Genomic DNA, 15,325 nt, shown 5'->3' on the forward strand with positions numbered 1-15,325 from the left:
GCTTCGACGTATCCATCCCAATACGGATAATCTTTCTCACGGACGGTCTCCTTGTCTGAGATTTGCAACAACCTCATTCTGGCACACTGATGCCGTAGGGGGCCGTCCACACCATCAACCACAGGCGTCCGTTGTTAGAAAAGCTGGGGCTCCAGCGCCGCGCAACACGAGCTGCGGTGGTTATGGGTCCCGGCTCGCGCTTCGCTTGGCCGGGACGACGGTCGTGATTTACTCGCGCACCTTCGCTAGCAGAATGAGCCCCACCACGAAGAACCCCACCAGCACCGCCATGCCGTACTTCTGGCTCGCGGTCGCTGCCGTGATCGCGCCGATCAGGAGCGGGCCAATGAACGAGGTCACCTTCCCGGTCAGCGCGAACAAGCCGAAATACTGCGCGATGCGATCCTTCGGCGCGAGGCGGATCAGGAGCGAGCGCGAGGCCGCCTGCAGCGGCGCGCCGGTGGCGCCGATCAGGCAACCCAACACGATATAGGCGCGCTCGGCGGCGCCCGCGAACAGCGGGCCGCCCGGCACCGGCGGCGCGACCGGGATGAACAGGATGGAATCCTTGTTCACCGTGAGGATCACGACGATCGCAAACAGCAGGATCACGAGGCTGCCGGTAATCACCCGCTTCGGCCCGAACGCATCGTCGAGCTTGCCGCCGAGCCAGCCGCCAAATGTGCCGGCAACTGCGAGGATGATGCCGAAGGTACCGATCCGGATCGTGTCCCAGCCGAACGTGCCGGCGGCATAGATGCCGCCGAACGCGAACAGCGAGACCAGCCCGTCGGTATAGATCATGTTCGCCAGCAGAAACCACGCGAGCGACTGCTGCTTCGGCAAGCTGGCCAATGATTCCCTGAGCTCGCGCAGGCCTTCGCCGAGCGCCGCGCGCATCGGGCGCTTCGCCGGATAGTCCGGCGTGAACAGGAACATCGGCGTCACGAAGATGATGAACCACAGCCCGGTCAGCGGCCCGGTGATGCGGTCGCCTTGATGCATGACCGGATCGAGACCGAACAGCGGCACGAAGCCGAACAGCGTGCGGCCGGTCTCGGCATTGACGGCGAGGAAGCCGAGCACCAGCACGAGGCTCAGGATGTCGCCGACATAGCCGGTGGCCCAGCCAGTGCCGGAGAGCCGCCCGATCCGGTCCGGAGGCACCAAGGTCGGCATCATTGCATTGTTGAACACGGTCGCGAACTCGACGCCGACGCTCGCGATCGCATAAGCGAGCAGCAGTGCGGGGATGATGTCGGGATTGCCGGGCTTGCCGATCCACATTGCGCTCGAGCCGATCACCAGCAGCGCGCCGAAAACAGCGATCCACGGCTTGCGCCGGCCGCTGGCATCGGCGATCGCACCCAGCACCGGCGACAGCAGCGCGATCGCAAGTCCCGCAGCTGCTGTGGCAAAGCCCCACAGCGCCTGCCCGCTTGCGGCATCGGGCGCAACGAAGCTCGCGAAATAGGGCGCGAACACGAAGGTCGTGATCAGCGTGAAATAGGGCTGCGCGGCCCAGTCGAAGAAGATCCAGCTGACGACGGCTGCGCGGCCCGGATAGACCTTGGTGTAGGCCTTCGCATGTTCAGCGCCCGTCTGCATTGTTGCCGTCATCGCGAAAGATATTCCCCAACTCGAACTACAGGCAGGCTTTTGCCGCTTCAATCCGTTCCCATATAGCATGGGCCGGTTTGCTGATACGGCGATGAACAGGGCAGGACATTTCGATGGCGCTGACAGCAACGATGTCGCGACGGCTGTTTGCCGCTCTCCTCGTGATCGGCATCGCGACACCCGCCCTCGGTCAGGTGCAGCGGCGCGCTTACGAGCCCTCAGCCACCAATACGATTCAAAGCATTCGCGCCGAAAACGGCACGGTGGTGGCGCAGGAGAAGCTGGCCGCGCGGGTCGGCACCGACATCCTCCGGCAAGGTGGCAACGCCGTCGACGCCGCGGTCGCCACCGGCTTTGCGATGGCGGTGACCTATCCGCGCGCCGGCAATATCGGCGGCGGCGGTTTCATGGTGATCCATCTCGCCGGCCGCAACGAAGACGTCGCAATCGATTATCGCGAAACCGCGCCGCAGGCCGCGTCGCGCGATATGTTCCTGAACGCCGACGGCAAGCCGGACCCGGACAAGTCGCGCAACTCCGCGCTCGCGATCGGCGTGCCCGGCACGGTCGCGGGCCTTGCGCTGGCGCTGGAGAAATATGGCTCCGGCAAGTTCACGCTGGCGCAGATCGTCAAGCCCGCGATCGATCTCGCCCGCGACGGCTTCATCGTCACCGATGATACGTCGGACACGCTTGCGGACATGTATCGCCGCATGTCGCGCTGGCCGAATTCCGCCAAGACGTTCTCGCATGCCGACGGCACGCCGTTGCATGAGGGCGACCGCCTGATCCAAGGCGATCTCGCCGGCGTACTGACGGCAATTGCCGAGCAGGGACCGCGCGGCTTCTACGAGGGCGCGGTCGCCGAAAAGCTTGTCAGCGGGATCAGGAATGCCGGCGGCATCTTTACGCTCGCGGATCTGAAAGCCTACCAGCCGGTGATCCGTACGCCGATCCGCGGCACCTATCGCGGCTACGACATCGTCTCGATGCCGCAGCCGTCCTCCGGCGGCGTCGTGCTGCTGGAGATCCTCAACATCCTCGAAGGCTTTCCGATGTCGGACATGAAGCAGGGCTCGGCGGCCTCGCTGCATGTCATGATCGAGGCGATGAAGCGGGCCTATGCCGATCGCGCCCGCTATCTCGGCGACCCCGCCTTCGTCGACGCGCCGACCCAACTGCTGATCGACAAGGATTATGCCGCGAGGCAGCGCGCGACCATCGACCTTGCCCGCGCCACGCCCTGGACCGATGTGCGCAACGCCAAGCAACCGCACGAGGGCGACAACACCACGCATTATTCGGTCGTCGATGCCAACGGCAACGCCGTCAGCAACACCTACACGCTGAACTTCCCCTACGGCGTCGGCCTCGTCGCCGACGGCACCGGCGTGCTGCTCAACAATGAGCTCGACGATTTTACCGCGGCGCCTGGTGCGTCCAATGCGTTCGGCCTGGTCGGTTTCGAGGCCAATCTGCCTGGCCCCGGCAAGCGCCCGCTGTCGTCGATGGCGCCGACCATCCTGCTCAAGGACGGCAAGCCCGTGCTGGTGACGGGGTCGCCCGGCGGCAGCCGCATCATCTCCGCGGTGACGCAGATCATCGTCGACGTCATCGACTACAGGATGGACATCGCGGCTGCGGTCGCCGCGCCCCGCATGCATCATCAATGGCTGCCCGACGAGGTCCGGATCGAGCGCGGCTTTCCCGACGAGGTGCTCGCCGAGCTGCGCGCCAAGGGCCACAAACCGGTCGAGCCGCTTGGCTACTCCTCCGCGAACTCGATCGTCGTCACGACCAACGGCCTGCTCGGCGCGCCCGATCCGCGCACGCGCGGCTCGGAGGCGGCGGGATACTAAAGGAGGGGCAAACGCGGCTTTGCCCGGCCTGCAACATCGCGATAGATTGGCGGTCCGCGCAACTCCGGCCGCGGATCGCAAACAGCCGGTGAAAGATTTCTCCGGGGAACGCGCATGAGCACGTCCGAATCCAAAACGATCGAAGTCGCAGAGATCGAGGACACCAGCCTCCTCGCCTTCTATCGCGACATGAACCTGCCGGAGCGGCGCACGTTCTGGGCCTGCGCCTCGGGCTGGACGCTCGACGGCATGGATTTCATGATCTATCCGCTGGTGATCGGCACCATCATCACGCTGTGGAAGGTCGATGCCGGCACCGCCGGGCTCGCCGGCACCGTGACGCTGCTGGCCTCCGCCGTCGGCGGCTGGCTCGGCGGCTATCTCTCCGACCGGATCGGGCGGGTCAAGACGCTGCAGCTCACCATCATCTGGTTCTCGTTCTTCTCGCTGGTCTGCGCCGTGGTGCAGAATTTCGACCAGCTCCTGATCGCTCGCGCGCTGCTCGGCTTGGGCTTTGGCGGCGAATGGGCGGCCGGCGCGGTGCTGATCGGCGAGGCGATCCGGCCGCAATATCGCGGACGCGCGGTCGGCTCGGTGCAGTCGGGCTGGGCGGTCGGCTGGGGCCTCGCGGTGCTGGCGCAGGCGATCCTGTTCTCGATCCTGCCCGCGGAGAATGCGTGGCGCTGGATGTTCGTGATCGGCGCACTGCCGGCATTGCTGGTGTTCTATCTGCGCCGCTACGTCACCGAGCCGGAGATTTCGGCCGCGACCATGGCGCAGCAGCAGGCATCCGGCAGCGGCCCGGCCGCATTGTGGGAGATCTTCCAAGGGCCGATCCTGAAGACCACGCTGCTGGCCTCGCTGGTCGGCACCGGCATGCAGGGCGGCTATTACGCCATCACCTTCTGGGTGCCGCGCTTCCTCACCACCGAGCGCAAGCTCTCGGTGGTCGGCTCGACCGGCTATCTCGCGACACTGATCATCGGCTCCTTCATCGGGTATCTGGTCGGCGCCTGGCTTGCCGACCGGATCGGCCGGCGCAATCTGTTCCTGATCTTCTCGCTCGGCGCCATCGCGATCGTGCTGCTCTATACCCAATTGCCGCTGTCCAACGAGGTGCTGTGGGTGCTGGGCTTCCCGCTCGGCTTCTTTGCCTCAGGCTATTTCTCCGGCATGGGCGCGTTCCTGACCGAGCTCTACCCGACCCGGCTGCGCGGCTCCGGCCAGGGCTTCTGCTACAATTTCGGCCGCGGCGTCGGCGCGCTGTTTCCGTTCCTGGTCGGCGCGCTCTCGACCACGACCACGCTGGCCAACGCGATCGCGATCTTCGCGGTGGCGGCCTATTCCGTGTTCTTCATCGCCGCCTACGCGCTGCCGGAAACGCGCGGCCGCGTGCTGCATGCGGGTGGGTAGGCCATGATGAGCTCGCATGATCACCCCTCTCTCCAACCCTGCCCCGCGAGGGGGAAGGGACCCTGACAATGTGCGTTCCTAACTGGAGGCCATTCTCATGACATCGCTCAAAGGCAAGACGCTGTTCATCTCGGGCGCGAGCCGAGGCATCGGGCTTGCGATTGCGCTGCGCGCCGCGCGCGACGGCGCCAATGTTGCGATCGCGGCGAAGACCACAGAGCCGCATCCCAAGCTGAAGGGCACAATCTACACCGCCGCCGACGAGGTCCGCGCCGCCGGCGGCAAGGCGCTGCCGGTGCTCTGCGACATCAGGGACGAGGCGCAGGTGATGGCGGCGATCGAAGCCACCGTCGCCGAGTTCGGCGGCATCGACGTCTGCGTCAACAATGCCAGCGCCATCAGCCTGACCAATTCGCAGGCGACCGACATGAAGCGCTACGATCTGATGATGGGGATCAACACCCGCGGCACCTTCATGGTGTCGAAATACTGCATTCCGCATCTGAAGAAGGCGGAGAATCCGCACATCCTGATGCTGTCGCCACCGCTCGACATGAAGACGAAATGGTTCGAGCACTCGACCGCCTACACGATGGCGAAGTTCGGCATGAGCATGTGCGTGCTCGGGCTGGCCGGCGAGCAAAAAGCCGCCGGCATTGCGGTCAACGCATTGTGGCCGCGCACCACGATCGCAACCGCCGCGGTCGGCAATCTGCTCGGCGGCGACGCCATGATGCGCGCGAGCCGCACGCCCGAGATCATGGGCGATGCGGCCTATGCGATCGTCACGCGGCCATCGCGCGAGTTCACAGGCAATTTTTGCATCGACGACAAGGTGCTCTATGCCAACGGCGTGCGCGACTTCGAGCGCTATCGCGTCGATCCCTCGGTGCCGTTGATGTCGGATTTCTTCGTGCCCGACGACGACGTGCCGCCGCCCGGCGTCACCGTGCAGCCGTTGCCGTCGGCGGGCGGCGCGCAGACCTCGCGTTAAGCTAGACCGCCGACGCGTTGAGCTGCGCGCGCGCCAGTGCTGTACGCGCTCCTTGAGCAGCGTATCGCGGACATAGGCAAGCTCCTCGTCCTCGATCCGCTCCAGCGTTTCGAGCGAGAGATTGTCCGCGCCATGCGCCGACCAGGCGCGCTGCAGCTCGGCATTGCGGTGGCTGCCCATCCCCAGCGTGAACCAGACGCAGTTCTGGATTTTCGCCAGATCGAGCGCCTGCCCGACCCAAACCTCCCCGGTGGCGCGGCAGCGAATCGCGAACACGCCGGCCACAGCAGTGCGCTTCTTGTAGTCGGCGATGGCCAGCTTGCGGTCTTGGGTCTTCATGGCGGCTCCTGTCGTATCGGCACGCTATTTATACCCGGATATTATTGACAAAGCAATTATGCCCGGGTAAAACCATGAGATCGAGACCGGTAAGCGGACGAACTGATATGGACGCCACCTGCCATCTGGAGCCGACGTGGAACGCCGGTCGCGACTTTGCCCAGCGCGAGATCACCGGCGAGCTGGTGATGCTCAACCTGCTGCGCTTCCGCGACATCGCCGACTATTCGCAAAGCCCGGAGCTGGCCCCGCCGCACCCGGTCACGGGTGCGGAAGCCTACGACCGCTACGTCGCGCACACGCTGCCGCATCTGCGGAAGAGCGGCGGCGACATCCTGTTCATGGGTGAAGGCGGCCCGTTCCTGATCGGTCCCGAGGGCGAGCGCTGGGATCGCGCGATGCTGATCAGGCAGAAGAGCCGCGGCGCATTCCTCGCCTTCGCGGTAGCGGAGGCTTACCTCGCCGGCATCGGACACCGCACGGCGGCGCTGGCCGATTCACGGCTGCTGCCGCTGGTCGAGTTGCCGCGATGCCCGAGATGCTAGCGGCCAACCTCGTACGGCCCACCCTTCTCGAGCGCCCGCGCATAGGCCGGGCGCGCGTGGATGCGCTCGAGGAAGGCGACACATTTCGGATGGCCGTCAGCGAGCCCGCCGCGCGCGGCGGCAGCCTCCAGCGGAAAGCTCATCTGGATGTCGGCGCCGGAGAATTCGTTGCCGGCGAACCACTCGCTCTTGCCGAGCTCGCCTTCCCAATAGGCCATGTGCTGCTTGATCTGCGGATTGACCAGCGTGGACAGCGCCTGGTTCGAGACCTTGCGCACCAGCGGTCGCAGCAACGCCGGCGCGCGCTTCGGCATCAGCGTGAACAGCAGCTTCAAGAGCAGCGGCGTCATCGCCGAGCCTTCGGCATAGTGCAGCCAATAGGTGTAGCGCAGCCGCTCCGGCGTATCGGACGGCGGGATCAGGCGGCCATTGCCGTAGGTCGCGATGATGTATTCGAGGATCGCGCCGGATTCCGCGATCGTGTTGCCGTTGTCGGTGACAACAGGCGACTTGCCCAGCGGATGGATCGCGCGCAGCTCCTTCGGCGCCCGCATGTCGGGCTGCCGCTGGTAGCGCACGATCTCGTAGGGCACGCCCAATTCCTCGAGCAGCCACAGCACGCGCTGCGAGCGGGAATTGTTGAGATGATGAACCGTCAGCATGGGCGTCCTCTGAAATGTCGGCGCAATCGGGCGGCGTGTGGCGCCAGCCGGGACCAGGAAAGTCGAGATCCACGCGCCGTGCTTGCTGGAAATCAACCGGGCAATACGTCGCGCAATCTGAGAGGTCTACCATGAATCCTGCCTATGTCGCCTTCGAAGGCGAGCATCGCATCGGGGCCGGTGACCTCCCGGAGGTCGCACGCGCCGCCAAGCAGCTGCTCGACCTTCGCAAGGATGCTGCGGTCCTGGTGTTCAACGGCCGCACCTCGGCGCTGGTCGACATCGATTTCCGCGGCTCGGTCGACGACGTGCTGGCGCGGCTGCCGAAGCTCGCGCCTCCGCTCGACGAGGAGCCGGCAACGCCGGCCGGGCCGCGCGGTCCGGGACGGCCGAAGCTTGGCGTCGTCGCGCGCGAGATCACGCTGTTGCCACGCCATTGGGACTGGCTCGCGCAGCAGAAGGGCGGCGCATCGGTTGCGATCCGCAAATTGATCGACGAGGCACGGCGCGCGAGCGGCGACAAGGACCGCACGCGCAGCGCCCAGGATGCCGCCTATCGCTTCATGACAACGATGGCCGGCAACCGGCCAAACTACGAGGACGCGATCCGCGCCCTGTTCGCGCACGACCGGCGGCGCTTTGCGACGCTGATCGCGGACTGGCCCGCCGATATCCGCGACCACGCGATCCGGCTCGCCTATAGCGATCAAGCGGACTGACGCGCGATGCCGTATTTCAACGAGCGGCCGCGAACGGGATGTCCTCCCTGCGAAAGCAGGGACCCATAACCACCGTAGTAGTTGCAGCGCGTCGAACTAGCCGCGTGCCCTTTGCAAGAGCCGCGGCGTATGGGTCCCTGCTTTGGCAGGGACGACAGTGGTGCGCTGCCTGACCTGACCTACTCACCAAGCCGCATAAGCTCGGTACCATATGTGGAAGTTGAACGTGCCCAAGCCTCCCTCCCTACGCAAGGCCTTCCTGTCGTTCCTGGCGCCGATGCTGCTGAGCAACGTGCTGCAGTCGCTGTTCGGCACCATCAATGGCATCTATCTCGGCCAGATGATCGGCGTCGACGCGCTCGCGGCTGCGTCGGTGTTCTTTCCGGTGATGTTCTTCTTCATCTCCTTCGTGATCGGCCTGAGCGCCGGCGCCTCGGTCATGATCGGCCAGGCCTGGGGCGCCAACGAGCCCGATCGCGTCAAGGCGGTCGCCGGCACGACCATGACCGTGACGCTGCTGCTGGCGCTCGCGATCGCGATATCAGGCGGCCTGTTCGCCCGCCCGCTGTTGATCGCGCTCGCCACGCCGGCAGACGTCCTCGACGCCGCGGTGTCCTATGCGAGGATCATGATGATCACGATGCCGGTGACCTTCGCATTCCTGCTGCTCGCGGCGATGATGCGCGGCGTCGGTGACACCGTGACACCGTTGCTGGCGCTGACGGTCTCGACCGTCGTCGGCCTCGTGGTGACGCCCGCATTGATCCGCGGCTGGCTGGGCCTGCCGATGCTGGGCGTCGCCAGTGCCGCAATCGCCTCCGCGGTCTCGGGCGTCGTCACGCTGCTCTGGCTGCATATCCACATGCTGCGGCACAAGCATCCGCTGGCCTTCGACGCCGCGTTCCTGCGCGCGATGCGGCCGAACGGCGCCCTGCTGCGCATCGTGCTGCGGCTCGGCATTCCGACCGCGATCGGCATGGTGGTGGTCTCGCTCGCCGAACTGGTGCTGCTCGGCCTCGTCAACGGGTTCGGCTCGGAGGCCACCGCCGCCTATGGCGCGGTCAACCAGGTGATCGGCTATGTGCAGTTTCCTGCGATCTCGATCGCCATATCCGTGTCGATCTTCGGCGCGCAGGCAATCGGCCGCGGCGATTCCAACCGGGTCGGCGCCATCGTCCGGACCGGGATCGAGATGAACCTCGCACTGACCGGCGGACTGGTCGTGCTCGGCTATCTCTTCGCGCGGCCGCTGATGGGCTTCTTCATCGTCGATGGCGCCGTGCTCGCGCTGGCGCAGCAGCTTCTCTACATCGTGCTGTGGAGCATGGTGCTGTTCGGCGTGGCGACGGTGTTCTCGGGCGCGATGCGTGCCGGCGGCACGGTGTGGATGCCGCTGTTCATCTCGATCCTGGCCATGGCGCTGGTCGAGGTGCCGGTCGCGATCCTGCTCAGCCGTGCCATCGGCATCAGCGGCATCTGGATCGCCTATCCCGCCACCTTCGCAACCATGTTCGTGCTGCAGATGGCCTATTACGCCCTGGTATGGCGCAAGCAGACCATCAGGCGGCTGATTTGACATCGCGCACTGCTGCTCACATGATGAGTATCATATTCTCCTGATGGCGCCTGCGGCAGCAGGCCCATGCTAGAGAAATGCCAAACAAGCCCAAACGAGATAAGTCGAGGGGAGAGATCGCCGTGAGCCAGAATCCGCAATTCCTGTTCGATTTCGGCAGTCCCAACGCCTTCCTAAGCCACGAGGCGATCCCGGCGATCGAGCAGCGCACCGGCGTCAAGTTCGAATACGTCCCGATCCTGCTCGGCGGCATCTTCAAGGCCACCAACAACAAGTCGCCGGCCGAGACGCTGGCGGGGGTCAAGAACAAGCCGGAATTCATGAAGATCGAGACCGAGCGCTTCCTCAAGCGCTTCAACGTCAAGCCCTACACCTGGAACCCGTTCTTCCCGGTCAATACGCTGAACCTGATGCGCGCGGCGGTCGCCGCCCAACTCGAAGGCGTGTTCGAGAGATACATCGAGGCGGCTTTCCACCACATGTGGGTCGAGCCGAAGAAGATGGATGATCCGGAAGTGGCCGGCAAAGCCATCGCCGCCGCCGGCCTCGACGCCGCCAAACTGTTCGCCCGCGCGCAGGACGCCGACGTGAAGGCCAAGCTGATCGCGAACACCCAGGCCGCCGTCGAGCGCGGCGCGTTCGGCTCGCCGACCTTCTTCGTCGGCAACGAGATCTTCTTCGGCAAGGAGCAGCTGCGCGAAGTCGAGGAACTGGTGTCGGGAAAGTGAGATGAGCGAACGGCCAATAGCGGGTAGCGAATAGTCGAACAGCATCCTTATCTATCCCCCATTTCCCATTCGCTATTCGCTCGCTTCCCGGGCAACAACAAAGAAGGACAAATTCCCATGCGCGTTCTCGTGGTCGGCGCCGGTGCGATCGGCGGTTATTTCGGCGGCCGGATGCTTCAGGCCGGCCGCGACGTCACATTTCTCGTCCGGCCCCGCCGTGCCTCCGAGCTCGCCTCCGCCGGGCTCGTGATCAAGAGCCCGAATGGCGATGTCACGCTGAACAACCCGCCGACCGTGCAGGCCGACAAGCTCTCGGACAAATTCGACGTCGTGCTGTTGAGCTGCAAGGCGTTCGATCTCGAGGACGCGATCAAGTCCTTTGCGCCTGCGGTCGGCGACAAGACCGCGATCATCCCGCTGCTCAACGGCATGCTGCATCTCGATGCGCTCGACAAGAAATTCGGCGCTCAGCATGTGCTGGGCGGTCTCTGCGCGATCGCAGCGACGCTGAACGAGAAGCGCGAAGTGGTGCAGCTGCAGCCGATGCAGTCGCTCGGCTTCGGCGAACGCGCCGGCGGCCTGTCGGACCGGGTGCGCGCGATCGCCGAGACCTTCTCCGCGATCAACGGTGCGGCCGCCAGCGAGCACGTGATGCAGGATATGTGGGAGAAGTGGGTGTTCCTGGCATCGCTCGCCGCCTCCACCAGCCTGATGCGGACCTCGGTCGGCAACATCCTGGCCGCACCCGGCGGCCAGGATTTCCTGCTCGGCATCCTCGACGAATGCAGCGCGATCGCGGCCGATGCCGGCCACGCGCCGGGCGGCCCGTTCTTCCAGCGCACCCGCGGGCTCTTGACCACCGAAGGCTCGCCGATGACCGCATCGATGTTCCGCGACATCAAGGCGGGGCTGCCGGTCGAGGCCGACCACGTGATCGGCGACCTGATCGTGCGCGCCGACGCCGCCAAGATCCCGGTGCCGAAGCTGCGCACGGCCTACACGCATCTCAAGGCGTATGAGAAGCAGCGGGGATGAATCTATCTCCGTCGTCCCGGCGAAGGCCGGGACCCATACGCCGCGGCCTCTCGATTTGAGGCGGTGCGGGTTGATATCCGTTCAAGACAATTGACGCCGGTGGTTATGGGTCCCGGCCTGCGCCGGGACGACACCGTTGTTGCGGCTACAGATGCGCCAGATAATGCGCGAGCGCGGTGATCTCTTCGTCGCTCAGCGGGTACGCCACGTCGGCCATCGCCGCCTGCGCCCCGCCGGAGCGTACGCCGGATTTGTAGTCATGCAGCGCCTTGACGAGATATTCCTCGCGCTGGCCGGCGATGCGGGCCACCGCCTTGATGCCGGCGAAGCCGTCGCCATGGCATGAGGCGCAGCGGCGGCCGGCGGCGGCCTGCTTGCCCTTCTCGGACAATTCCGGATTGTCGTCCTTGCCGCCCTTGAACGGCGCCAGCGACGCGAAATAGGCGCCGAGATTGCGGATGTCGTCATTGTTGAGCTGCTCGACGATCGGCTGCATCTGCTCGTTCTTGCGCGCACCGGCGCGGAAGAACACCAGCTGCCATTGAATAAACTGGTCGAGCTGGCCGGCGAGCGAGGGAATATTCTCGGTCTGCGAGATGCCGTTGTCGCCATGGCAACCGGCGCAGATTTCGGCCTTCGCCTTGCCGGCGGCGACGTCGGCCGCCTGGGCGGACGACGCCAGCAGCAGGGCCGCTGACAGAATTCCAAACGACGCATGACGCATTGTCAGTTTCTCCGGCTGTCATTGCCGGGCTCGACCCGGTAATCCATCGCGCTTGCTGAAGGGTTTTTGTTGGGATGGATGCCCGGATCAAGTCCGGGCATGACGAGTCTGTTCCGTAGCTTGGCACCAAGCAAACGGGGCTGCGGCCGCCTCATTGGCCACCGCAGCCCCGCATGCGTTCAACCGTTATTTCTTGCTGTAGCTGATGCGATAGATCGCACCGGCCCAATCGTCGGCAACGAGGATGGAGCCATCCTTGTCGAGCAGGATGTCGGCGGGACGGCCGAGATAGCCCTGGTCACCCTCGATCCAGCCGGAGGCGAAGATCTCCTGCTTGGCATTCTTGCCGTCGGGGCTCGCGGTGATCTTCACGATGCGGCCGCCCTGGTACTTGTGCCGGTTCCAGGAGCCGTGCTCGGCGATGAGGATGCTGTTCTTGTACTCGGCCGGGAATTGGCTGCCGGTATAGAACTTCATGCCGAGCGGAGCGACGTGCGCACCGAGATTGTACACCGGCGGGGTGAACTCCGAGCACTTGTGACCCATCGCGAATTTGGTGTCCGGCAGGTTGCCCTGGTGGCAATAGGGATAGCCGAAGTGCTCGCCGATCTTCGAGATCATGTTGAGCTTGTCGCTCGGCAGATCGTCGCTGATCCAGTCGCGGGCGTTTTCGGTGAACCAGTACTTGCCGGTGCGCGGGTCAACGTCGCCGCCGACCGAGTTGCGCACGCCGAGCGCCCAGATCTCCGCATTGCCGGTCTTGGGATCGACGCGGCGGATCTGCGACACCGAGGTCGGCGGGATGCCGATGTTGAAGGGAGGTCCGAACGGAATGTAGAACCAGCCGTCCTTGTCGACGGCGATGTATTTCCAGCCATGCGCCGCGTAGGATGGCATGTCGTCATACACCACCTTGCCGCTGCCGAGATTGTCGAGATTGGCTTCGGCATTGTCGTACTTGATCAGCTTGTCGACCGCGATGACGTAGAGCGCGCCGTCGCGGAAGGCGAGGCCGGTCGGCATGTTGAGGCCCTTGAGGATGGTCTTGACCTCTTTCTTGCCGTTGTTGTCCTTGATCGCATAGACGTTGCCGAGGCCGAACGAGCCGACGAACAGCGTGCCCTTGTCGCCCCAGGCCATCTGCCGCGCGGCGAGCACGTTCGAGGCATAGACCTCGATCTTGAAGCCCGGCGGCAGCTTGATCTTCTTCATCATCGCGGCGAGTTCGGCGTCGGATGCGCCGGTCGGCGGACCGGACGGCGGGGCAAGGCCCTTCTGCGCTTCCGTCTCGTCGCCGAGGAACCAGTCATCCGGCGGATGGGTCCAGAATTCCTTGGTGCCGGATTCGTACTTCTTCAGCGCCCGGTTCTTGTCGGTCTGTTGCTGCGCATTGGCGAAGGTTGTCCCCGCCAGCAGCGCAATCGCCGCGAACGCAAGTATGGATCGATTGAAAGCCGATTTCATCGCGTCACTCCCCTACGCAAGCCGTTGCAGCTTGCCTGTTATTGATTTTGAACGCCTTGAGAGATGATGGTGGCGGTCTGTGAGGTAGGTCAGACGGCAAAATGGTAGCACATCCATCGACGCTGAAAAGCGCATGCGCGGGTGTGCGCTGCGTCAAAACAAGTTGAGACGAAATTTGAGACGAAATTTTCCTGCGCTGACTGCCTGATAACAAGGCATTCTGCACCGCAGCGTGATATTCGAACGAAGCTAACGCTCGTGATCGCGTCTATCGCGACGAGAGGCGCGAACGCCCGAGTGCCTGTGCCTTCGGCAGCGGCCTGAACAACACACTGCGCTTCTGCCCGCCGAAGACCGCCGCGATCCTGAAGCCGTCATCGGCGGCGATGATGTTGCCATTCCGCAGCGTCATGTTGTCCGCGATCGCAATCGGCGACAGTCCGGTGGACGCGCCGGCGCTGCACGCGCAGTGCGGCACGATCGCGCGCTGGAATCGGAATGCATCCGCGAGCGCCTTGCAGCTCTCGCCCGCTTCGGTTGTGGCGCTGTCGATGTCGGAGCCGGAATCCAGCTTCACCTCGGCCGCGGGACAGATCGCCTCGCAGGTCCTGACATCCGCGGCGTCGCTCACGCTCGGCAGCGGGAAGAAGCGGCCATCGCGCGCCGCGGCATCCTGACCGCGAGGTCACGGCACTGCCTGAACTGCAAAACCGTCCGAACAGCAAAAAAGCCCGCACCAATGGGCGGGCCTTCATCAGACTGTCAGCTCGGTCAGCGAGATATTTTGGAGCGGGCGAAGGGGCTCGAACCCTCGACCCCGACCTTGGCAAGGTCGTGCTCTACCACTGAGCTACACCCGCATCCGAAATGGCGGCGATCGCTCGCCGGCAACGGCAGACCTATGCCAAATGCTGTCTGTGAATGCAACACAAGAGCGCGGTCCGAACTTCACGAAATCGCACGGTTTCCTTAAAAATTGACCCCGAATCGGCCGAAACCGGCGATCGCGACGATTTCTTTTTATGATTCGGCCGGAACCGGCCTCAGCGCCATCTCATCCCGGAGCGATTCGAGCCAGGTCTCGAACCAGCCGGTCAGCGTCTGCGCCAGTTCGACGCGGCGGGCCGCGTCGCAATCGAACACCGCCCACCATTCGATAAAGGCCCGGTCGCCGTCGACCACCGGGGTCACCCGGAGGGTCGCGCTGAAGTCCGTCACCGGCAGGGTCGGCGGACCGGCAAATTCGTAGGTCTGGAAGCGCTCGACGTCGGACTGTGCGAGCAGCCGCTGCCGGATCCGCCGCTCCCCGTACAAGACGTTGCGCACGGCGCCGACGGTGTCGCCGGACTTGCCGTCCTCGATCTCGCTGGTGCCCGAGCCATGGACCCAGACCGGGTAATTGTTGAAATCGCGGATGATTTTCCAGACCTCGCCGGCCGGCTGCTCGAACACGGTACTGTAATAGGCCTTTGCCATGGGCGATCCCCTGTTGCCATGAAGGAGCGCTATCGTCGGCCGTTCCGGACCTCAAACCCACCCGATCTCCGATGGAACGGGCCGGGCGACGAGCGATTGAATTTCGCCGGCCAACCGCCATCTACGGAGCATGTTCCGGGATCATGCTCCGGGCTGACAGAACGGCTGAAC

General features: G+C 64.6%; 14 protein-coding genes, 1 tRNA gene and 1 pseudogene. 9 read left to right on the forward strand and 7 right to left on the reverse strand.

Annotated features, from left to right (window positions below; genetic code table 11):
• Window positions 1–228 precede the first annotated feature (228 nt).
• On the reverse strand, window positions 229–1,608 hold the full coding sequence (locus tag AC066Y_RS37620; protein WP_478278266.1) for an MFS transporter: 1,380 nt from the start codon (window positions 1,606–1,608) through the stop codon (window positions 229–231).
• A 125-nt stretch (window positions 1,609–1,733) separates the two neighbouring features.
• Between AC066Y_RS37620 and ggt the strand changes: the two genes are divergently transcribed.
• From ggt to AC066Y_RS37645, 5 genes are all read left to right on the forward strand, one after another.
• Window positions 1,734–3,479: a gamma-glutamyltransferase gene (ggt, locus tag AC066Y_RS37625; protein ID WP_478278267.1), complete on the forward strand. Its 1,746-nt coding sequence runs from the start codon at window positions 1,734–1,736 to the stop codon at window positions 3,477–3,479.
• 114 nt (window positions 3,480–3,593) lie between these two features.
• Window positions 3,594–4,892, forward strand: a complete 1,299-nt coding sequence (locus AC066Y_RS37630) for an MFS transporter (RefSeq protein ID WP_478278268.1) — start codon at window positions 3,594–3,596, stop codon at window positions 4,890–4,892.
• A gap of 97 nt (window positions 4,893–4,989) precedes the next feature.
• Window positions 4,990–5,886, forward strand: coding sequence for an SDR family oxidoreductase (locus AC066Y_RS37635; RefSeq protein ID WP_478278269.1), 897 nt, complete (start codon window positions 4,990–4,992; stop codon window positions 5,884–5,886).
• A gap of 36 nt (window positions 5,887–5,922) precedes the next feature.
• Window positions 5,923–6,273, forward strand: coding sequence for a hypothetical protein (locus AC066Y_RS37640; RefSeq protein WP_478278270.1), 351 nt, complete (start codon window positions 5,923–5,925; stop codon window positions 6,271–6,273).
• A 59-nt stretch (window positions 6,274–6,332) separates the two neighbouring features.
• Window positions 6,333–6,770 carry a DUF1330 domain-containing protein gene (locus tag AC066Y_RS37645; protein WP_478278271.1) on the forward strand — a complete coding sequence of 146 codons (438 nt, stop codon included), beginning with the start codon at window positions 6,333–6,335 and terminating at the stop codon, window positions 6,768–6,770.
• Here AC066Y_RS37645 and AC066Y_RS37650 read toward each other — a convergent pair.
• Entirely contained in the window at window positions 6,767–7,432 is a 666-nt protein-coding gene (locus tag AC066Y_RS37650) for a glutathione S-transferase family protein (RefSeq protein ID WP_478278272.1), read from the reverse strand. The genes AC066Y_RS37645 and AC066Y_RS37650 overlap by 4 nt on opposite strands.
• Before the next feature lie 131 nt (window positions 7,433–7,563).
• Between AC066Y_RS37650 and AC066Y_RS37655 the strand changes: the two genes are divergently transcribed.
• From AC066Y_RS37655 to panE, 4 genes are all read left to right on the forward strand, one after another.
• Window positions 7,564–8,151, forward strand: a complete 588-nt coding sequence (locus AC066Y_RS37655) for a DUF2239 family protein (RefSeq protein WP_478278273.1) — start codon at window positions 7,564–7,566, stop codon at window positions 8,149–8,151.
• A gap of 220 nt (window positions 8,152–8,371) precedes the next feature.
• Window positions 8,372–9,727, forward strand: coding sequence for an MATE family efflux transporter (locus tag AC066Y_RS37660; protein ID WP_478278302.1), 1,356 nt, complete (start codon window positions 8,372–8,374; stop codon window positions 9,725–9,727).
• Window positions 9,728–9,804: 77 nt separating this feature from the next.
• Entirely contained in the window at window positions 9,805–10,455 is a 651-nt protein-coding gene (locus AC066Y_RS37665; RefSeq protein WP_478278274.1) for a DsbA family protein, read from the forward strand.
• Window positions 10,456–10,572: 117 nt separating this feature from the next.
• A complete protein-coding gene (gene panE, locus AC066Y_RS37670) occupies window positions 10,573–11,490 on the forward strand; it encodes a 2-dehydropantoate 2-reductase (RefSeq protein WP_478278275.1) in 918 nt (305 codons plus the stop codon).
• 145 nt (window positions 11,491–11,635) lie between these two features.
• Here the strand turns inward: panE and AC066Y_RS37675 are convergent, their stop codons facing one another.
• The 5 genes and pseudogenes from AC066Y_RS37675 to AC066Y_RS37695 form a co-directional block, all read right to left on the reverse strand.
• On the reverse strand, window positions 11,636–12,214 hold the full coding sequence (locus AC066Y_RS37675) for a c-type cytochrome (RefSeq protein WP_478278276.1): 579 nt from the start codon (window positions 12,212–12,214) through the stop codon (window positions 11,636–11,638).
• A 186-nt stretch (window positions 12,215–12,400) separates the two neighbouring features.
• A complete protein-coding gene (locus AC066Y_RS37680; RefSeq protein ID WP_478278277.1) occupies window positions 12,401–13,678 on the reverse strand; it encodes a PQQ-dependent sugar dehydrogenase in 1,278 nt (425 codons plus the stop codon).
• 268 nt (window positions 13,679–13,946) lie between these two features.
• A pseudogene (locus AC066Y_RS37685) lies at window positions 13,947–14,324 on the reverse strand (DUF2865 domain-containing protein); the annotation flags it as partial.
• 139 nt (window positions 14,325–14,463) lie between these two features.
• Window positions 14,464–14,538, reverse strand: a tRNA-Gly gene (locus tag AC066Y_RS37690).
• 160 nt (window positions 14,539–14,698) lie between these two features.
• Window positions 14,699–15,154 (reverse strand): SRPBCC family protein, encoded by a 456-nt coding sequence (locus tag AC066Y_RS37695; protein WP_478278278.1) that lies wholly within the window; start codon window positions 15,152–15,154, stop codon window positions 14,699–14,701.
• Window positions 15,155–15,325: the final 171 nt, after the last annotated feature.

This window comes from Bradyrhizobium sp. USDA3010 (assembly GCF_056429065.1).